This is a genomic window from Bacillus sp. ISL-35 (assembly GCF_018613355.1).
GTDB lineage: Bacteria > Bacillota > Bacilli > Bacillales > Cytobacillaceae > Mesobacillus.
In genome coordinates this window covers 132435-150828 of record NZ_JAGGQK010000007.1, presented here as the reverse complement: position 1 = coordinate 150828, position 18394 = coordinate 132435, and the positions used below count along the sequence as shown (strand labels likewise).

19 protein-coding genes and 1 riboswitch are annotated in these 18394 nt (G+C 44.0%); of the genes, 13 read left to right on the top strand and 6 right to left on the bottom strand.

Annotated features, from left to right (window positions below; all coding sequences use genetic code 11):
• Positions 1 to 263: 263 nt before the first annotated feature.
• The gene (locus tag J7E38_RS12125; protein ID WP_214707658.1) at positions 264 to 2075 is read right to left on the bottom strand and encodes a solute:sodium symporter family transporter; all 1812 of its coding nucleotides are present in this window, start codon (positions 2073 to 2075) and stop codon (positions 264 to 266) included.
• Between the two features lie 175 nt (positions 2076 to 2250).
• Here J7E38_RS12125 and J7E38_RS12120 point away from each other — a divergent pair, with 175 nt between their 5' ends.
• Entirely contained in the window at positions 2251 to 2625 is a 375-nt protein-coding gene (locus tag J7E38_RS12120) for a DnaJ family domain-containing protein (protein WP_214707656.1), read from the top strand.
• A gap of 93 nt (positions 2626 to 2718) precedes the next feature.
• Here J7E38_RS12120 and J7E38_RS24465 read toward each other — a convergent pair whose 3' ends face one another.
• Entirely contained in the window at positions 2719 to 3423 is a 705-nt protein-coding gene (locus J7E38_RS24465) for a methyl-accepting chemotaxis protein (RefSeq protein ID WP_251030310.1), read from the bottom strand.
• A 979-nt stretch (positions 3424 to 4402) separates the two neighbouring features.
• Between J7E38_RS24465 and motA the strand changes: the two genes are divergently transcribed.
• The 7 genes from motA to J7E38_RS12080 all read left to right on the top strand — a co-directional run bounded on the left by motA (position 4403) and on the right by J7E38_RS12080 (position 11181).
• Positions 4403 to 5197: a flagellar motor stator protein MotA gene (motA, locus tag J7E38_RS12110; RefSeq protein WP_214707652.1), complete on the top strand. Its 795-nt coding sequence runs from the start codon at positions 4403 to 4405 to the stop codon at positions 5195 to 5197.
• On the top strand, positions 5190 to 5963 hold the full coding sequence (motB, locus tag J7E38_RS12105; RefSeq protein ID WP_214707650.1) for a flagellar motor protein MotB: 774 nt from the start codon (positions 5190 to 5192) through the stop codon (positions 5961 to 5963). The genes motA and motB overlap by 8 nt, the downstream gene beginning before the upstream one ends.
• Before the next feature lie 109 nt (positions 5964 to 6072).
• Positions 6073 to 7290: an MDR family MFS transporter gene (locus J7E38_RS12100; RefSeq protein ID WP_214707648.1), complete on the top strand. Its 1218-nt coding sequence runs from the start codon at positions 6073 to 6075 to the stop codon at positions 7288 to 7290.
• A gap of 571 nt (positions 7291 to 7861) precedes the next feature.
• Complete coding sequence (gene nosD, locus J7E38_RS12095; RefSeq protein ID WP_214707646.1) at positions 7862 to 9208, top strand: nitrous oxide reductase family maturation protein NosD; 1347 nt, start codon at positions 7862 to 7864, stop codon at positions 9206 to 9208.
• Positions 9205 to 9666 carry a nitrous oxide reductase accessory protein NosL gene (locus J7E38_RS12090; RefSeq protein WP_214707645.1) on the top strand — a complete coding sequence of 154 codons (462 nt, stop codon included), beginning with the start codon at positions 9205 to 9207 and terminating at the stop codon, positions 9664 to 9666. The genes nosD and J7E38_RS12090 overlap by 4 nt, the downstream gene beginning before the upstream one ends.
• The gene (locus tag J7E38_RS12085) at positions 9663 to 10481 is read left to right on the top strand and encodes an ABC transporter permease (protein WP_214707643.1); all 819 of its coding nucleotides are present in this window, start codon (positions 9663 to 9665) and stop codon (positions 10479 to 10481) included. Before J7E38_RS12090 ends, J7E38_RS12085 begins: the two co-directional genes overlap by 4 nt.
• On the top strand, positions 10474 to 11181 hold the full coding sequence (locus tag J7E38_RS12080; protein ID WP_214707641.1) for an ABC transporter ATP-binding protein: 708 nt from the start codon (positions 10474 to 10476) through the stop codon (positions 11179 to 11181). Before J7E38_RS12085 ends, J7E38_RS12080 begins: the two co-directional genes overlap by 8 nt.
• Positions 11182 to 11323: 142 nt before the next feature.
• On the opposite strand, the gene J7E38_RS12075 is transcribed toward J7E38_RS12080, so the two are convergent.
• Positions 11324 to 12025 carry a nitrous oxide reductase accessory protein NosL gene (locus tag J7E38_RS12075; RefSeq protein ID WP_214707639.1) on the bottom strand — a complete coding sequence of 234 codons (702 nt, stop codon included), beginning with the start codon at positions 12023 to 12025 and terminating at the stop codon, positions 11324 to 11326.
• 249 nt (positions 12026 to 12274) lie between these two features.
• Here J7E38_RS12075 and J7E38_RS12070 point away from each other — a divergent pair, with 249 nt between their 5' ends.
• The gene (locus J7E38_RS12070) at positions 12275 to 13372 is read left to right on the top strand and encodes a carbohydrate kinase (RefSeq protein WP_214707637.1); all 1098 of its coding nucleotides are present in this window, start codon (positions 12275 to 12277) and stop codon (positions 13370 to 13372) included.
• A 15-nt stretch (positions 13373 to 13387) separates the two neighbouring features.
• Positions 13388 to 14311, top strand: a complete 924-nt coding sequence (locus J7E38_RS12065) for a pseudouridine-5'-phosphate glycosidase (protein ID WP_285291731.1) — start codon at positions 13388 to 13390, stop codon at positions 14309 to 14311.
• Between the two features lie 66 nt (positions 14312 to 14377).
• Here the strand turns inward: J7E38_RS12065 and J7E38_RS12060 are convergent, their stop codons facing one another.
• Positions 14378 to 14719 carry a helix-turn-helix domain-containing protein gene (locus J7E38_RS12060; RefSeq protein ID WP_214707967.1) on the bottom strand — a complete coding sequence of 114 codons (342 nt, stop codon included), beginning with the start codon at positions 14717 to 14719 and terminating at the stop codon, positions 14378 to 14380.
• Positions 14720 to 15362: 643 nt separating this feature from the next.
• A riboswitch (cyclic di-GMP riboswitch) is annotated at positions 15363 to 15448 on the top strand.
• 29 nt (positions 15449 to 15477) lie between these two features.
• On the opposite strand from J7E38_RS12060, the gene J7E38_RS12055 reads away from it, so the two are divergent.
• Positions 15478 to 15606: an anti-repressor SinI family protein gene (locus J7E38_RS12055; RefSeq protein WP_214707633.1), complete on the top strand. Its 129-nt coding sequence runs from the start codon at positions 15478 to 15480 to the stop codon at positions 15604 to 15606.
• 103 nt (positions 15607 to 15709) lie between these two features.
• Here the strand turns inward: J7E38_RS12055 and J7E38_RS12050 are convergent, their stop codons facing one another.
• Positions 15710 to 16030: a helix-turn-helix domain-containing protein gene (locus tag J7E38_RS12050; RefSeq protein ID WP_214707631.1), complete on the bottom strand. Its 321-nt coding sequence runs from the start codon at positions 16028 to 16030 to the stop codon at positions 15710 to 15712.
• A gap of 270 nt (positions 16031 to 16300) precedes the next feature.
• Here J7E38_RS12050 and treR point away from each other — a divergent pair, with 270 nt between their 5' ends.
• Positions 16301 to 17026 (top strand): trehalose operon repressor, encoded by a 726-nt coding sequence (gene treR, locus J7E38_RS12045; protein ID WP_215038536.1) that lies wholly within the window; start codon positions 16301 to 16303, stop codon positions 17024 to 17026.
• 55 nt (positions 17027 to 17081) lie between these two features.
• On the opposite strand, the gene J7E38_RS12040 is transcribed toward treR, so the two are convergent.
• On the bottom strand, positions 17082 to 17357 hold the full coding sequence (locus J7E38_RS12040; protein WP_214707627.1) for a late competence development ComFB family protein: 276 nt from the start codon (positions 17355 to 17357) through the stop codon (positions 17082 to 17084).
• A gap of 202 nt (positions 17358 to 17559) precedes the next feature.
• Between J7E38_RS12040 and J7E38_RS12035 the strand changes: the two genes are divergently transcribed.
• Positions 17560 to 18078, top strand: a complete 519-nt coding sequence (locus tag J7E38_RS12035; protein WP_214707625.1) for a type 1 glutamine amidotransferase domain-containing protein — start codon at positions 17560 to 17562, stop codon at positions 18076 to 18078.
• Positions 18079 to 18394 lie beyond the last annotated feature (316 nt).

Below are 18394 nucleotides of genomic sequence, written 5' to 3'. Positions count from 1 at the left end.
TTTCGAACAAAGCTCCAGACTAAAATGTCTAGTAAAAGCAGTTTCTTGGACATTTCAGACACGGTTCCACTCCGAACTGTCTAATAAAAACGGTTTCCTGGACATTTCAGACAAAGCTCCGCTCCAAAATGTCTAATAAAAGCAGTTTCCTAGTCAACTCAAATAAACCCCAGCCCCAAAATGTGCAATAAAATGAACCGAGGATATAACGGTGAAAACAGCATAAAAAGGACCTATTAGATTCACTCTAATAGGTCCCGTGTTTATGATAAGTCCGTAATCGTAGTTTTCAAATTTGCGTTGGTACTGATCTCTCTTTCAATCACCGTATTTTCTTGTTGCAGGTAGCTGGCATAAGATCTGTTCCATTTTTTTATGGCAGCAAAGGATAGAATGGCTGTGACTGCGACGATACCTGCAATGATCGGCCAAAATGCGGTGGATACATAACCGCCGTCGTACGCTAATCCGATCGGGGAAAACACAACGTAAGTGACGGCAACGAATGCAAGCAGGATCACGGATACTGGCAATGTGTATTTCCATGGTACCATGTCAACGGCTGCTTCTGAGTGGAAGGTATATGGTGTCACTCTTGGCTTCCAGATTCCAATTCCGACCATGATGGCGACTTCAGCCACGAACAGAATTGCGTATATATGAATGAAGTGGATTGGAACAGCATAATCGAACAGATGCTGGGTTCCCCAGACAAGCATATAGTAGGTGATGACATGGAAAATGATCACGACTTTTGCTGCCAGTGCCGGTATTCGTTTTGAGAAGATGCCGACAAGCAGGATGGCGATGATCGGGATATTGAAAAAGCCTGTGAATCTCCTGATCAGGTCCCATAAGCCTTCAGGCGCGTTCATCAATAATGGTGCAATACATAATGAAATGACTGCCAGCAGCGTGCCGGCGATTTTGCTTACGGAAATTAATTTGGCGTCATCTGCATCCCGATTAAAGCGCGCTTTATAGATATCGAGCGCGAACATCGTTGCCGCACTGTTCAATAATGAATTGAACGAGCTCAGGACGGCACCAAGGAGGACGGCCAGGAAAAAGCCTGACATCCATTTCGGCAGGACATCGGAAATCAATGTCGGATAGGCGAGATCCACCGATTTCAGTCCGCCTCCATACATGTGGAAAGCAATTACTCCGGGAATCATCATGGTCAACGGCACAAGCAGCTTGTAAAATCCGGAGATTAAGACACCCTTCTGTCCCTCAGCGAGGCTCTTTGCGCCAAGGGTTCTCTGGATGACATATTGGTTTGAGGCCCAGTAGAACAGATTGGCAAAAATCATGCCGGTAAAAATGGTCCCAAAAGGCACGGAATCCTGTTTAGTCCCGATTGAGTTCATTTTTTCGGTGTCCGTAGTTGCGATTTGTTTCATGCCATCGCCGATACTGCCGTCCCCCAATGCAATCAACCCAAGGATCGGAACGAGCAGCCCGATGATGATCAAGCCGACACCATTTAAAGTATCCGAAACCGCTACTGCTTTGAGTCCGCCGAAAATCGCATAGATGGCGCCTATGATGCCGATGATCCAGATGACAATCCAAACGGATGCTACGTAAGAAATGCCAAACAGTTCAGGGACATTGAAAAGCTGCAGGACAGCGAGTGCACCAGAATAAAGCATGGAAGGTGCCGTCACGAGTATGTAGCCGAGCATGAACAGGAGGACAGTGTATTGTCTCACGCCTTCATCAAACCGCTTGCTCAGAAACTCGGGAAGGGTAGTGAAGTTGCCCCCGAGGTATTTTGGCAGAAGGTAGGTGGCCATGATTATGATTGCAAAAGCAGCTGTAACCTCCCACGCCATGTTTGACAGGTTGGTGCGGTAAGCCTGGCCATTTAATCCGACCAGCTGTTCAGCTGATAGATTGGTAAGCAGGAGGGAACCGGCAATGAAACCGCCGGTCAGTCCGCGTCCAGCGAGGAAATAACCTGCTGAATCACTAACCTCACCTTTCGTTTTTATGTAGGAATACCAGGCTACCAGACCCATGAAAAAGGCAGCCGAAATTAGAGTGAAAGCAATTCCCCCAAAATTCATTTAATGAACACTCCCTTGATATGTAATTTTTTAACTATTTAATAGCCTGCTTGCTGACTCTCTAAACCTTTAACGCGATAAAATCTTATTTCCAAATACTTAAATTAGAAAAAAATGGATAAAAGTTATATACTAATAGTAGTAATGTTGAATTTAATGGACTGGAGTGGTTCAGATGGATTTTTCAATGGTGGTTTCGGAGGATCGTATCAAGCGTGCTTATAAGGATGGAGAGTTTGAAAACCTGCCAGGCTACGGGAAACCGTTGAATCTGGAAGATTTATCAGCTGTGCCGGAAAATCTTAGAATGGCGTACAAGATGCTGAAAAACGCTGGTTTTTCACCAGAAGAACAGAGGCTCAGGCAGGAAGTGATGACAATCGAGGACCTGATCCGAACCTGTGAAAATCCGGAAGAGAAAAACAGGCTGAACCAGGAACTCAGCGCCAAGCTGCTGAAGTACAATAAAATCATGTCCAGCAGGGGTGCCAGGACAAATTCCTCATTGTTTAAGAATTACGAGCAGAAAATAGAAAAGAAACTATTATAAGTAAATGGCCAGGCGGAGAAATCCAGCCTGGCCATTTTTGTTATTAAAGGTTATTTTTCATTGTGTAATCTTGATGCACTGGATCTAATGCTCTTACGCACCAAGTTTCTCGATTTTTTCAGCTGCAGCGGCCGTCTGGCTGACGTAGGCGGCAATTGTCTGGTTGTCATCGTTCAGTGTTTCGATGGTTGCATTCATTTCTTCAAGACCGGCAGTTGCCTGCTCGATGATTGCAGCCAGCTCACGTGTCGATGCTTCGACATCGCCTGTCTGATTCTGGACATCGCCAACCATCAATTCGAATTGACTGAATTGATTTGTCAGAACTTGCAATGTACAACTCACATCTGCGAAGAAACCTGATACTTCCTCGACAGCGGTGCGGCTTTCTGCCAGCTTTTCACTGCTGTCATTCATTTTTTCCAGTGCTGCTGAGTTTGTTTCATTCACGGAAGTTAGGTTTTCGGTAATCTGGATGGCAGTTTCTTTCGTCATTTCCGCCAGCTTGCGAATTTCATTGGCCACGACGGAGAAGCCTTTGCCAGCCTCGCCAGCACGTGCCGCTTCAATCGAAGCATTGAGTGCAAGGAGATTCGTCTGATCGGTGATGTTACGGATGTTGACGATGAATCCATTCGTTTCTTCGATTTTCTTCGTCAGCATCGAGAATGTCTGGCTCAATTCGGAAATAGAAGCGGCAAGCTCTTTCATATCACCCTGCAGCTCGCTTATTTTTCCAGAACCGCTTTCTGTCGCTTTGGCAGCCTGTAAAGTATTATCTGAAAGCAAGACAGACATTTCGGACATTTCATCCATTCTTTGCTTTGTCATTTCGGCATTCTCAGAAATTTGATTGATTTGTTCTGTCTGGACCTGGCTTCCGGCAGAAATTTCATTTACGGCGATTTTCATTTCTGTTTGTGATGACAGATGGGTCTGGATTTGTTCATTGATTTTACCCAGACTCTCCGTTACGACGAGCAGCTCGCTATGAAGCAGGGCACTGTGCTGTTCTTTCCGTGCTTTTTCATTTTCAGATTCCGCGAGAAAGGCTTCCAGAGAGTGAAAGGAATTCCTGTTTAAGCGGATCAACACGAACAATACCGCACCCATTAAAATATAACAGAGCAGGATGGCCGCGAAGGTGGTGCTTAGAAAGTCCTGGTTTTCTGTGGCCAGCAAGGTGTTCATGATTACGGCCACCAAACCCAGGCTATAACCGGTAATAAAGATTTTCAAGTTGAAATGGATGGCGGAGAAGACGGCCAGGAAGATCAGCACCAGCAAGAATGCCCCGTTGCCGCCAAACATTCCGATATAGATGAAATGGTGGGCGAAAATAGCAGCAAATGCGGCATAAGGGAAAAGAGCCTCTTTCTTAAGCCATAGCTGGAAAATCAGGAAAAACAGGATGAAAAATGATAATTCACTTACATATACCATCGTTTTAATGAATGGTTCTTTTTCAATCAGTGTATAGGCAGCAGTCGCAATCAAGGATACCGAATAAGTGCTTAGCATCAAGACGTTCTTCTTTCTTGTATCCTGCCTGCGGAGATTTTCAATAGCCTCCACGTAAAATCCTCCTCAACTAATCAATTGTCTTTGCTTAAGTTATATCGGCATAGAAATTCACAATCTTAATTGCTTGGCTAAAATTTATTTTTGATTGCTAAATCACTTAAGATTTTTAAAAATAGGTCGAAATAAAAAGAGATATTATGACAGTTAAAAACTAGAGACAGAAATAGAAGTAAAGCAGACAGGGGAGTCGTACATGGATAAGTCGTCGATCATTGGTGTCATATTAGCCATCATTGCAGTCGGAGTCGGGATGGTGTTGAAGGGTGTAAGTGTCAATGCGCTCGTGAATCCGGCAGCTTTCTTAATCATAATCGTGGGTACTGTTGCGGCGGTATCTATCGCCTTTCCGGCAGGAGAACTGAAGAAAGTGCCCAAGTTGTTTAAAATCCTGTTTAAGGAACAGGAAAGTGCAGATTTGCCGTCATTGATCCGCCTGTTTTCTGAATGGGCACAGCTTGCCAGAAAGGAAGGCTTGCTGGCGCTCGAAGCGAAAACAAGTGAAATCGATGATGAATTTTTGAAAAATGGCCTATCGCTTGCTGTGGATGGACAGAGTGCTGACTACATCAGGGACGTTTTAACAGAAGAGGTTGAAGCGATGGAGGAACGCCACTTGTCAGGTGCGGCCATTTTCACCCAGGCAGGTACGTATGCGCCGACTCTCGGGGTTCTAGGTGCTGTAGTTGGTCTGATTGCCGCACTGAGCCATATGGACAATACCGATGAGCTTGGAAGGGCGATCAGTGCTGCGTTCGTGGCGACGTTATTGGGGATTTTCACTGGTTATGTGTTATGGCACCCATTCGCCAATAAGTTAAAGCGCAAATCAAAACAGGAAGCACAAGTGAAATACATGATGATTGAAGGCATTCTATCAATCCTTGAAGGCGAAGCGCCGAGGGTGATCGAGCAGAAGCTTGCTTCCTATCTGCCAGCTGGCGAACGGAAACTGATCCTCGAAGAAAGCGACGTGACGAAGGATGAGTAGGAAAAGGAAGAAGAAGCATCACGAGGAACATATGGATGAGTCCTGGCTGATCCCGTATGCGGACCTGCTTACGCTCCTGCTTGCATTGTTCATCGTCCTGTTCGCGATGAGTTCGGTTGATGCCGTCAAGTTCCAGCAACTTTCCAAGGCCTTCAATGATGTATTTTCTGGAGGAACCGGTGTGTTCGAATTCCAGAGTCCGATGCCGGAAGGACAGATGGAGTCGCCTGACGAACGTAAGGAAGATGTTGAAAAGAATGATGAAGACAAGGCTGATGCAGCCAAAGACCAGATGGAGCTCATGGCTCTCCAGCAGAAGGTCAACTCCTATATAGATGAGAAAAAGCTGACAGACAAGCTGAATACGAAACTGACGGATGAAGGACTGCTGCTGACGATCCGTGACAATGTCCTGTTTCAGTCGGGAAGGGCAGAGGTCCGTTCATCAGATATCAATATCGCAAATGAAATCGCGGACCTGCTGATCATGGAGCCGCCTCGGAATATCATTATCAGCGGGCACACAGATAATGTGCCAATCAGGACCGCGAGATATGAATCGAACTGGGAACTGAGCGTCATGAGGGCTGTGGAATTCATGAAAATCATTTTGAAGAATGAACAGCTTGACCCTCGCTGGTTCAGCGCAAAAGGATTTGGTGAGTTCCAGCCAGTCGCGACGAATGACACAGCAGAAGGCAAGGCAAGGAACCGCCGGGTAGAAATCCTAATCCTTCCGCGTACAAGCAATAATCCGGGTCAATAAACAAAACCGCTGCCAGACAAAATGGCGGCGGTTTTTTATTTAGGGGGTATTTTCATAATATTGGATATTTGCTATGATTTAGGAATCTAACTTTCCGAGGTAAAAAGAAATGAATAAACTAAAAAACTATTACCGCCAATTTCACCCGATTGTATGGGTACTGCTGGGGGGGACTGTCCTTGCAAGGGGGTCTGCGTTCGCAACCCTGCCGTTCCTGGCCATCTACCTATCTCGGAATCTGGATTTGCATCCTGTATTGATTGGATTGACAATTGGGATCAGTCCATTGTCTGGTGTAATCGGGGGCTTTCTGGGCGGCCATTTGTCAGACAGATATGGCCGTAAGCCGGTAATGATCGGTTCATTGTTCGCGATGTCGCTTGTCTATTTTGGCTTCATGATTGCTGATACACCGGGCTGGTTCATCATCCTGAACGCATTGAATGGCTTGAGCGGGTCATTTTTTGAACCGACCGGCCAGGCACTGATTGCCGATTTGACGGAAAAACGCAAGCGGATGAGGGCCTTTTCACTCAGATATACGGCCATCAATATTGGAGCATCTGTCGGTCCATTGCTTGGTGCCTATCTGGCTGTGGTTTCAGCTAAATCAGCTTTCATGGTGACGGGGATCATGTATTTCATTTATGTATTGATCCTTGCACTGATGATGAAAAAATTTGATTTGGGCAACCCGGCAGGTGAAGGGGCAAGCAAGGTGACGATAGCCAGTTCATTAAAAATCATCGGCAAAGATAAGGCATTGAGATATTTAATATTGGGAACCATCATCATTAACTTCGGGTATTCGCAGATGGAATCCAATGTACCGCAATATCTAGAATCGTCCATTGCGAACGGAGTATTTGTGTATTCCGTGATGCTTTCCATCAATGCAGTCCTGGTCGTCCTGCTGCAAATGCCAATCAGCCACTTCGCGGAAAGATTCAAAACGATGCAGGTGATGATGGCCGGTGCGGTCTTCCTGTCATTGGGAATGCTGACATTTGGCTTTGTATCCGGCTGGTTCACTGGCATCACGGCAATTGTCTTCATAACAGTTGGAGAGATACTCATCTTCCCATCAAGCAGTTATCTGGTCGATCAGCTGGCAACGGATGAACTGAGGGGGACATATTTCGGAGCGGCACAATTCCGGAAAATCGGCCATTTCCTTGGACCGATTGCGGGAGGATACTTATTGAAAGAAACAGGCGGGACCATCTTATTTATGTTCATCTCCCTGGCTGTGCTTGGCAGTATCCTGTTTTTCGTCCAGGGCAACCGAATTTTTGTAAAAACAACTCCACCTGCAATCGAAAACTAGTAAAAAGAGCAAGATTCAATCGAGAATCTTGCTCTTTTTGCGTTTTATAGGGATACGACTTATCCGAACAGAAGGTTTTATAGCGAAAATTTATGTTTTATAGCGAAAAAATAATTATTATAGCGAAAATCCATTTTATATAGCGAAAATTTGATTTTTATAGCGAATTGGAAAACAAACGGAAAATCCAATAAAAAAAGAAGCCGGACCTTTCATTACTCGGCTTCCTTGCCTGGTGGATCTGGCTGGCACATCTTATCGACTGCGACGCCAATCACAAGCATCATGACAATCGGAATGGAGAAGTTCAGTATATGAACTATCGTCATGTTCATAACCTCCTGGATTAATCAGATATACATATTACTTACATTATATTGTAATTGTCACAAAATAGACATAACTAATTTTAGATAATTCTGAAAATAAACATCTGAATCTGTATTTGCTCAATAATCACCCCTAAAAAACTCGATAGAGACTTCAACGTTTCCCAACATATATTTCAAGATTTCATCACATTTATTTGCTAGTTTTAAATGAGAAACTTTTCCGGGAGGGGGGAGGCAGTATGCACAGGCTGCCATGGCCAATTTGGTTTATCATATTTTTGCTACTTTGGCTTGTGCCTGATGCTGCCAGCGCCAAGGATCTTAAAGTGGAGGATGGCCTATCGATCCAAAGTGCGATTGACCAGGCTGAAGCAGGAGATACCCTCACAATTTTTCCTGGTACCTATAAGGAAAATATCGTGATCAATAAGCGAATGACCTTGATAGGAGAACAAGGAGCAATAATTGATGGCGGGGGAAAGGGCAATGTCATTGAAATCGCCGCACCTGGTGTCACCGTTAAAGGACTGATGATTCAAAATTGCGGTTCAGGCCAGGAGGACAGCGGGATTTTCATTCAGAAAGCTGACGGAAATATCATTGAAAACAATATATTGAAAGATGTCCATAACGGAATTTACATCACGAACAGCAGGGATAATCAGGTGCTGGAAAACAGCATAACCAGTTATGAATCCCATTTTTCGAAGCGTGGAAACGGGATCCACATGTTCAAGGGTGGCGGCCATTTGCTGAAAAAGAATGAAATTGCCGCTGTCCAGGATGGAATTTATTATGACTTTACGGAACATATCAAAGTAACAGGAAACCATGTCAGTGAGTCACGATATGGAATGCACTTCATGTTCAGTGAAGACATTTCTGCAGAGAGGAACCATATCGAAAAGAATGTGACAGGGTTCATGGTAATGGATTCAGCAAATATCACCTTCCTTGAGAACAGGGTAACCGATCACTTTCATGTCCGGGGTTTTGGCATACTCATTTATGAAACGAGGAATGTCCTGGTTGAGCGCAATGAAATGTTGCGGAACAGCACGGGGCTGTCATTGGAAAACGGAGTGAATCTATCGATCAACAAGAACCTGATTGGAGCCAACCAGGTTGGGCTTGAATTCGTGGGGGAAAACAAAGAGAATCTTTTTGCTGAAAACAATTTTATCGGCAATGTTGTCCAGTCCAAGATTTCGGGGGAAGACATGAGGCTTGATGATGGATTGAAGGGAAACTACTGGGATGATTACAGCAGTTTTGACCTTTCGGGCGATGGTATTGGTGAAGAGGCCTACAAAGCTGGCTCTTTATACGACCGCATTCTGCGCAAACAACCGTACTGGCAATTCTTTTTTGAAAGTCCGTCTGTGAAGCTGTGGACAAAGGCGGAATCCTTATTTCCAAGCTTTGGATCGGCAGAGGTTTATGATGCGCGTCCGCTGATAGAACCGGCAGAAATCCAACCTTCTGCTGCACAGCAGAATAGGGACCACTGGAGGTCTGGAGTGATTGGAATCGTATTTATTGTGATATCGCTATTTGCCATTGTGAAAGGAAGGAATTTCAGATGATCAAGAAGCTTGGTTTATTACTGCTGTTTTCTGCAACAGCTGCCGGCTGCAGCAATAATGCGATGGAACCGGAAGAAATCAACCCTGAAATTGATGTATGTGAGGTCTGCAATATGGGTATTGCCCATGAACACTATGCCACTGAGGTCGTTACCGCTGATGGTGAAATATATAAATTTGATGATCTTGGCTGTATGGATGAGTTTCTTGAGAGGGAAACGGATCTTCAGGATGAAAAGGCTGCAAAAAAATACGTTCGAGATGTTGACACGGGTGATTGGGTCGAACTTGAAAAAGCTTTCCATGCGTACCATCCTGATTTCTGGACCCCGATGGCTAATGGAGTGGTCAGCTTCAAGGACAAAGAGGGTGCTGAACAATATGTAAAAGAACAGGGCATGGGAGAAGTGCTTGATTATAAGCTATTAAAAAAACATGAGTGGAGCTGGGAGCAATGATGCATATTGCCAGGCAGCAGATGACCTTGTTGATGAGAAGCCACTGGCTCGCAGGCTTTGGCTTGCTGTTCTCATCACTTGCTGTCATGGTTGCGTTCCTCGGGAATACCGGTGGCTCGGGTTTTGATGGCTTCAATAGGATGACAGCGAGCCTCCTGAATATTAATTTATTGCTGATCCCCCTGCTTTCGCTTTTGATCGGGAGCCTGTTCCTGTCGGGTGAAAAGGAGGACCGGGGGCTGATGCTGCTGCTGACGTATCCTGTTACACCATGGAGTGTGATCCTCGGAAAATATGCAGGGTTGTTTGTCGCCGTCTGGTCGGTACTGACATTTGGATATGGTACAGCCCTGCTGGTGATTTACTTTTTAGGCGCAGGGGTTTCTGTATCGCTGCTGATATTATTTTATCTCTATTCCTTATTGCTAGCGGCGATTTTTCTGTCACTGGCGATGGTGATCGGGATCATTGCCAAATCAAGATTTCAGGCGCTCGGCATCAGTTTGATTGTCTGGGCATTCCTGGTCCTGTTCTATGAATTCATCATTATGGGTTTGAGCCTGCTTTTATTGAAGCAATGGTTGCTGCCGATGCTGACAGTGTCGATTTTCCTGAACCCTGTAGAACTGATCAGGGTTCAGTCGATCCTTTCGCTTGATGGCGCCTCGGTATTCGGACCGCGATTATATGATTTGACCATCTGGGCGGATGGCATGACAGGCAAAATGTTGTTTATTTTTGCTGTCTTGCTCTGGATGGTTTTGCCGGTGATTTTTTCCGTACGCAGGCTGAAAAGGGGTGCTGCAGATGAATGATGAATGGATCAGGATTGAAGCACTGGCCAAGCATTACAGTGATACAAAAAAGGTTGCTGATATCAGCTTTGCCATCAATAAGCCGGAAATCTTCGCTCTTTGCGGCGGAAATGGTGCTGGCAAAAGTACGTTGATCAAGATGCTGACAGGTATCATGAAGCCGACCAATGGGAAGGTTTTGTTGGAGGGAAGTGAAGTCGACCCGCGAAGCCAGGATTTCAAAAAGCTGTTTTCGTATATGCCAGATGAAATGCTGTTCCCGCGACAATTGACTGGTCTTGAAGTTTTGACTTTTTTTGCGAGATTAAGAGGCATCGGTGATGGAAGAGTGAATGAAGCACTTCGCCAGGTCGGTTTATTTGAAGTTCGTCATATGCAGATCAAACAATATTCAAAAGGCATGCAGCAGCGGCTTTCGCTGGCCCAGGCATTGCTCCCGGATGTTCCTTTAAGGATTCTCGACGAACCGACCAATGGTCTTGATCCACTTTGGGTGTTCCGTTTTAAGGAAATCATTCAGGAGGAGAAGCGGCAGGGGAAGACGATCTTCTTTACTACCCATATTCTCAGTCTTGTAGAGGAACTGGCTGACCGGGCTGCCTTCATGGAAGAAGGGCAGATGAAGGTCTGCAAAACCGTAGATTCGCTAGTAAATCATAATGGCAGCTATCTTCCGCTGGAAAAAGTATTTTTCAATTAGCATTCCTTCAGCCGGCCCAATACGGCAATGGTGAATAAGAAAACTCCCGGTAATATGGTACCGGGAGTTTTTTGGTATGATCAAGGCTTTCTTATCGAAGCGTTAGCATTCTATGCATTTAGGCAGCTACAGGAAAAACTTATCAATGACCGCTCTCCTCTTTGTCGCTGTCCATCATATTATTTTCGCTATCTTTATTCATGTCTTCCATATGGTTTTCGCTATCTTTATTCATTTCTTCCATATGGTTTTCGCTATCCTTATTCATGCTGTCTGAGTTCATCTTCATTTTCTTCATATATCTTTCATTCGCTATCTTATCAATTTGCTCCCATGAAGCCATCATCGCGTTTTTATCGCTGTTTTCTGCGATGAATTTCTCGGCGCTTTCTTGATCTTTGAAGAAAGCATAGCCATATTTCATCGGTGTTTTAATATCGGCTTTGACAGGGATGGCGGCATCTGCATCAATCCATTCTGAAGTCAGGTAGTCACGCACCCATTTTTCTTCGAACTCAACTTCATCCCGTCTAGGTGTATTCAAAAGGCATCCGGAATCATCGAAGAACACATAGTCACCGTCTTTGGTCTTCGCCTGTGCCGTGAAAACACCCATCGGATCTGCTTCCGTATATACCTTCATATTGCAGAAAGCACAGACATCGTCCGTTCCTGGCTCATGTGGGCCGTCTGCGTGAGCATCGGCTGTATCCTCTTCATGGTTCATTTCTGTCGCCGCGGTATCCTGGTCATCCATTGGCTTGTTTTTGGCAGAGTCATCACCGCAGGCCGAAACGATTATCGTCAATAAAATTGCCATCATGGCAGCAAGAAATTTCTTCATACAATCTCCTCCTTTGATCGATTTTAATCCTATCAGGGAGTTGTGATTAAAATGCGAAAAAACCGTGGGGAAAAAGTGATATGCAGCGGTTTTTTTTGACGATTTTATGACAGAAATTTTAAAAGCGGGGGAATACCACGAACTATGAAGCTGTGAAATGTAATTGAATTTTAATAATGTTGAGTATATTCGGATAAAGGTTTAAGATTTAGTTGATAGCAATATTTTGGAAATAGCGGGGTGCGCGACATGAACGAAATAGAGGCTCTTATTTTAAAACTGATAAAAGAGGATCCGTTCATTTCACTGATTGATCTTGCCGCGAAGGCGGATGTACCGGGTGATGCAGTTGCCGGCCATATCTTCTCCTTAACAAAGAAGGGGAAAATTATGGGGAGAGCCTATATTTTGCCAGAGAGACGTCAAGTGCTATGTGTGGGCGGTGCAAATGTAGACCGTAAAATATGGGCGAAAGGCGAGCTGGAGCTGGGCACTTCGAATCCGGCTGAGAGCTCGAAGTCATGCGGGGGGGTTGCCAGAAATATTGCCGAGAATCTAGGGAGGCTCGGGAATGATGTCAGTGTGCTGACAGTGGTTGGTGATGACCATGAAGGCCACTGGCTGGTGGAATACACAAGGGCGTTCGTCGATGTCGCTCCGTCCGAGGTCATCAATGGCCAGTCTACCGGAGCCTATACGGCAGTCCTGGACCATGATGGGGAAATGACCATCGCTTTAGCCGAGATGTCAATCTATGATTCTATCACTCCGGAATTCATCGATCGCAAATGGGGTTATTTTGCTTCCTCGGATTTCATCATGCTGGATACCAATTTCCCGGCAGATGTGCTGGGGCGGATCATCGAGCGATGCCGCAGGGAAAACATCCAGCTTTGCATCACACCTGTTTCATCACCAAAAGCGAAGAAATTGCCTCGCGAACTGCGGGGGGTTACCTGGCTGATTGCCAATAGAGAGGAAGCGGAAGCGATTTCCGGCATCAAAATTGAAAACGAAGGCGACTTTTTCAGAGCGGCAGAGATCATCATACATAAAGGTGTCGAAAAGGTTGTCATTAGCCGCGGTGATAAAGGATTGATCTATTTTACAGCAAAAGGCGAAGCAGGAGTCCTGATTCCGCCAGCAATTTCCGTCATCGATGTGACTGGAGCGGGCGATTCGCTCGTGGCCGGGATCATCTATGCCCATCTGAATGGAATTCCGACGGAGGATGCTTGCAAGATTGGGATGGCTTGTTCGATTCTTACATTGCAATCGATCGAAACGGTGAACCCGATTTTGAATAATAAACAGTTACTCGAAACGTTTAAACAAAACTTTAAATAAGCGAGGTACAGCATGCTGGAAAAGTGGCTTGAATTTTCACAGGAAGTAATAGAAGCGAAGAACACGGGTAAACCGGTCGTTGCGCTGGAATCTACGATTATATCACATGGGATGCCTTATCCACAGAATGTCCAGACAGCAAGGGAGGTAGAGCAGATTATCCGTGAAAATGGGGCAGTTCCAGCAACGATTGCCATTCTCGATGGGAAAATTAAAATCGGCCTCTCGGATGATGAACTGGAATACCTGGGCCAGAGCAGCACTGTCGAAAAAGCCAGCAGACGCGACATGGCGTATCTTTTATCAACCGGGAAAAATGGAGCAACAACAGTAGCTGCCACAATGATTTGCGCAGAACTGGCAAATATAGAGGTATTTGTTACCGGAGGGATTGGCGGTGTGCACCGTGAAGCGGAGACAACGATGGACATTTCTGCCGACCTGCAGGAACTGGCGAAAACAAATGTAGCTGTTGTGTGTGCAGGCGCCAAGTCAATCCTGGACCTCGGGTTGACTCTTGAGTATCTTGAAACCCAGGGTGTACCTGTTGTTGGCTATTGCACCGATTCACTGCCAGCGTTTTATACACGGACAAGCCCATACAATGTCAACTTCCGCCTTGATACGCCCGAATCTGTCGCAGATATGATCAGAACCAAATGGGATTTGGGGCTCGATGGCGGAATCGTCGTTGCCAACCCGATTCCTGAAGAAGATGCAATGGAAGAGAGTTTCATAGCTGGAGTGATTGAAAAGGCGCTTTCAGAAGCCAAAGAAAAACAGATTGGCGGAAAGCAGGTGACTCCGTTCCTGCTGGGTAAGGTTAAAGAACTTACGGAAGGAAAGAGCCTTGTTGCCAATATCGCGCTTGTCAAGAACAATGCCAGGGTGGGAGCGAAGATTGCCGCCAGTCTCTGTAAACAAAGAATCAGCCTTTAAGGCTGGTTTTTTTGTTTGAAAAAGTAGGTCTAATATGCAGCCTTGAATGGTATTCTATAGTACTCGTTATTTTTCTTTTTCGCTATGGCTCTTGAATTTCATGAAATCAAGATAATAGGAAAAGTCTTCTTTGCTGATCCCATTTTTTATTGCTTCGTCAACAAGTCCGATCCATTCCTCATCAAAGGAGACCGGATCAGTCCTTTTTGTTTGTTGCCCCATCAGGTTTTCCACAGACGTATCCAGATTGTGGGCAAGTCGTGATAAAACCTGAAGCGATGGATTTTCCTGAATGCCTCTTTCGATATAACTGAGGTAGGACTTGGAAACATTCGCTTTTTGAGAAAGTTCGGTAATAGAATAGTTTCTTTCCAATCGCAATCTTTTAATCTTCTCTCCAACCTTCATCTGGTTATCTCCTTATAATCAACTATATTCATTATAACGAACAATTATATTCTTTAAAAAACACGAAATAGTGTGATAATCGGAGATATTTCTTAAAAAAGAACGATTTTTGTTCTTTTTTAAGAAAATTCGCCTTATTATGGACTTTTTCAAAAATGGTTCCTCTGAACTATACTCGAATGGAGTATTGGAATGTCAATGTGAAGGAGGCAAATGGCATGTACAGAAAAAACTGCGATCGATGCAAACGTCCCTCGTTTAGCAGCAGTGAACAGGGTGAATGGCTATGTCCGGTTTGCGGCAATGATTTAACAAGGTACCCGTTTTTCAATGCCATCAGCCTTGAAAAAGTGGCTATAAAGCATCGCTGGAAAAGGCCTGCTTATCCACAAACTTCACTGTCTAAGGGCCCATCAGCAGATTTATGGGGGTGATTTTAAAAAAAGAGTTCAACAATTAGAGATAGAATGCGACAAAAAACATCAGTAAAATGATTTAAATTTTCAGAAAAATAAGGTTTTAGCCTATGATTTTGTAATTGTTTGGAAGAAAAAGAAGGATATTTACAGGGAATCGCCGACAAATACTTACATGTTAAATATATAGAACAAGGTACAATGACATTGGGAGTTAAGAAAAAAGAATCAGAAAAAGGCAAACTGGTTGAAAAGTCAGGACGCAAAGTCACGGATCTAAGGTATAAAGTGCTAAGATGGCCGGACTGCCTGGAATACTAACTGTATTTTGGGGGGAAGAACTTGATTAAAGAACAGGTAATTTTCGAAGAACTGGATACAGAATGGATGCAGCTAATAATGGAAGCATTGGAGATGGGAATAAATAAAGAGGAAATCAGGAAGTTTTTAATGACAAGCGGACAGGAATAAAGCAATCATACATAGAACATCGTCAAATAATCGGGCAGCTCATTACAGAGGTGCTTTTTATTTTGCGAAAAAAAGGGACAGCGGGCAGGCTGTCCCTTACAAATTATTTATTGTTTAGTCTCCATTTGTTGAACTCCAGAAATTCACGGAACTGGTCCTTGCTGATTCCGGAATCCATTGCTTCTTTCACAAGATTAACCCAGTCAGAATCAATATTCTCCTTATCGACTTGTTCATGGATCAACTGATCAACTGGAACATTCAGGACTCCAGCGATCTTTTCAAGAAATTGAATGGATGGATTCGTTTGCAGGTTCCGTTCCAAAGAGCTTAAATAGGATTTTGCAACGCCAGCTTGCTCAGCCAACTCGGATAGGGACATTCTTTTTTCTTGTCGAAGTTTTTTGACGCGTTCACCAATCACAGTATCCACACACCTTGTCTATTTATAGTTATATCATAACAAATCTGATAAAATAGTTCCATATTAAGAACACCTTACAGAACAATTATAAACAATCTTCTCGATTTTTGTGGTGTTTTTTTTATCAAAAGGTTGGGAAAAAAATAGTCACTATAGTTATCGGCAGTTTTACGGTAAATTTTTATAAAATGCAGACAGGATAGTTCATTATATTCTTTTAATCGAAAAAAAGGTAAAATGGTAGCAATCAGACAAGGTACGGGTGATGATATGCAGAAAAAGTATTTATTGATTTATGAAGAGATCGCCAAACAAATCCAGGAGGGACATTATCCTGCCAGAACAATTTTGCCATCTGAAAATGAATTTGCGGATATGTATCAAACATCGCGCGAAACCATCCGCAAAGCACTGAATCTTCTCGCGCAAAATGGCTTCATCCAAAAAATCCGCGGCAAAGGCTCACTCGTGCTCGATTTAAAAAGGCACCAGTTTCCAATCTCCGGGTTGATCAGTTTTAAAGAACTGGCTAAAAATATGGGCGGCAAAGCGAAAACAACGGTGGATGAGTTCCTTCTCGAACAGGCAGGACGGGACATTGCCAGAGAATTGAATGTTGATAATGACGAGATGATCTGGAAGGTGAAGAGAGTCAGGCATATTGATGAAGAACGAGTCATCCTCGATAAGGATTTTATCGTCGAAAGGCATGTGCCTGGGCTGTCACGCCAGAAATGTGAGAATTCGATTTTTGAGTATATTGAACAGGACCTGGATAAAAAAATTAGTTTTGCCAAAAAGGAATTTACGGTTGAGGAACCAAATGCAGAGGATCTGGAGCTTCTGGATATGGAAGGATTCCATGCGATTGTCATCGTGAAAAACTATATTTATTTCGATGATGCGACCCTTTTCCAGTATACCGAGTCAAGGCACCGCCCCGACAAGTTCCGGTTCGTGGATTTCGCCCGACGTATGGATACCCAGAACATATAAAAAAAAGCTGCCATTGACAGGCCCGGGTGACCAGGCTGTCATTAGGCAGCTTTTATTAGTGTTTCGGGTATTTTCCGACAAGATGGATGGCGCTGATGATTCGTTTATTGATCCAGGTCCTGTTATCCTGGGTGTTAAGCTGTTCAAAAACCATCTTGCGGCCGTCTTCCGTAGTGACATAGTGGCTTGGAAGAGTGTTCAGGCTGATAGCGATGATATCATTCCGGCATTTCTGGCAATTGCAGAAAGTCTGGTAATCCGGGCTCATCATCAACACATTGACAAGAGTGGAAACCACTTCTTCCATTACATTGATATATCCAAATTTCATGGTGCTCCTTCTCTCCCTATAGATGTCCTAAATAAATTATAGACGAATTACGCCAAGATAAAATCATTTTTTTGCTATCGATTTAAGATAGGTCTATTTACACTTTTTTATTCTAAAAAGTGGAAGTGTTTTCGGATGTTTTGTCTGCGGCAGACAGGGAAGATTTAATAGTGGAGAATTTATAAAAGGAGATGTTGAATATATGGGTAAAAAAATCGCCTGTTTAATAACCGATTTATTTGAAGACGTAGAATATCTTGAGCCTTCCCGTGCTTTTACAGAAGCTGGACATGAGGTTATGACAATTGAAAAGGAAAAAGGGAAGACGGTAAAAGGCAAGCAGGGCAAAGCCGAGGTCAAAATTGATGAAAGCATCGACAACGTCAAGCCGGAAGATTTCGATGCACTATTCATACCTGGCGGCTTTTCTCCGGACCAGCTGCGCGAGGATGACCGCTTCGTCCAATTCGCCAAGTATTTCATGGATGAAAAGAACCCAGTATTCGCGATTTGCCATGGCCCGCAGCTGTTATTGACAGCCAAGACACTAGAAGGCAGAGGGGCGACTGGCTATAAGTCCATCCGTGTCGACATGGAATATGCCGGAGCGAAATACCAGGACAAGGAAGTCGTTGTCTGCTGCAACCAGCTTGTGACAAGCAGAGAACCGAAGGATATTCCAGCGTTTAATCGCGAAGCGCTTAAAGTGCTGGAAAAATAATAGTAAGAACCCTTTTGCAGAGGCAGAAGGGTTTTTTATTGTGTGTGCAAACTGGGAAAAAACGCGGATAATTTCCAATTCGCTATAAAAAGGTGAAACTCGCTATAAAAATGAAAAAGTCGCTATATTAACGAGAAACTCGCTATATAAATGAAAAACTCGCTAAAAAACGAAAAAGTCGCTATAAAAATAAGATTCTCCCTATAAAGAATTATACCGTTAAAAGTGATTTTTCTGTGATGCTATTGCTTTTACCTTGTGTTAAATTGGTTCATTTTGCGAAATTTTATGTATAAGATAATATAGAGGATGAAAT

What these genes read in the sequence shown, in the direction of transcription:
- J7E38_RS12035 (WP_214707625.1), top strand. Translation starts at nt 17,560, where the DNA reads ATGGGTAAAAAAATCGCCTGTTTAATAACCGATTTATTTGAAGACGTA.
- J7E38_RS12060 (WP_214707967.1), bottom strand. Translation starts at nt 14,719, where the DNA reads ATGAAGGTTGGAGAGAAGATTAAAAGATTGCGATTGGAAAGAAACTAT.
- J7E38_RS12085 (WP_214707643.1), top strand. Translation starts at nt 9,663, where the DNA reads ATGATGCATATTGCCAGGCAGCAGATGACCTTGTTGATGAGAAGCCAC.
- J7E38_RS24465 (WP_251030310.1), bottom strand. Translation starts at nt 3,423, where the DNA reads ATGTCTGTCTTGCTTTCAGATAATACTTTACAGGCTGCCAAAGCGACA.
- treR (WP_215038536.1), top strand. Translation starts at nt 16,301, where the DNA reads ATGCAGAAAAAGTATTTATTGATTTATGAAGAGATCGCCAAACAAATC.
- motA (WP_214707652.1), top strand. Translation starts at nt 4,403, where the DNA reads ATGGATAAGTCGTCGATCATTGGTGTCATATTAGCCATCATTGCAGTC.
- motB (WP_214707650.1), top strand. Translation starts at nt 5,190, where the DNA reads ATGAGTAGGAAAAGGAAGAAGAAGCATCACGAGGAACATATGGATGAG.
- J7E38_RS12125 (WP_214707658.1), bottom strand. Translation starts at nt 2,075, where the DNA reads ATGAATTTTGGGGGAATTGCTTTCACTCTAATTTCGGCTGCCTTTTTC.
- J7E38_RS12080 (WP_214707641.1), top strand. Translation starts at nt 10,474, where the DNA reads ATGAATGATGAATGGATCAGGATTGAAGCACTGGCCAAGCATTACAGT.
- J7E38_RS12090 (WP_214707645.1), top strand. Translation starts at nt 9,205, where the DNA reads ATGATCAAGAAGCTTGGTTTATTACTGCTGTTTTCTGCAACAGCTGCC.
- J7E38_RS12120 (WP_214707656.1), top strand. Translation starts at nt 2,251, where the DNA reads ATGGATTTTTCAATGGTGGTTTCGGAGGATCGTATCAAGCGTGCTTAT.
- J7E38_RS12075 (WP_214707639.1), bottom strand. Translation starts at nt 12,025, where the DNA reads ATGAAGAAATTTCTTGCTGCCATGATGGCAATTTTATTGACGATAATC.
- J7E38_RS12040 (WP_214707627.1), bottom strand. Translation starts at nt 17,357, where the DNA reads ATGAAATTTGGATATATCAATGTAATGGAAGAAGTGGTTTCCACTCTT.
- J7E38_RS12070 (WP_214707637.1), top strand. Translation starts at nt 12,275, where the DNA reads ATGAACGAAATAGAGGCTCTTATTTTAAAACTGATAAAAGAGGATCCG.
- nosD (WP_214707646.1), top strand. Translation starts at nt 7,862, where the DNA reads ATGCACAGGCTGCCATGGCCAATTTGGTTTATCATATTTTTGCTACTT.
- J7E38_RS12100 (WP_214707648.1), top strand. Translation starts at nt 6,073, where the DNA reads ATGAATAAACTAAAAAACTATTACCGCCAATTTCACCCGATTGTATGG.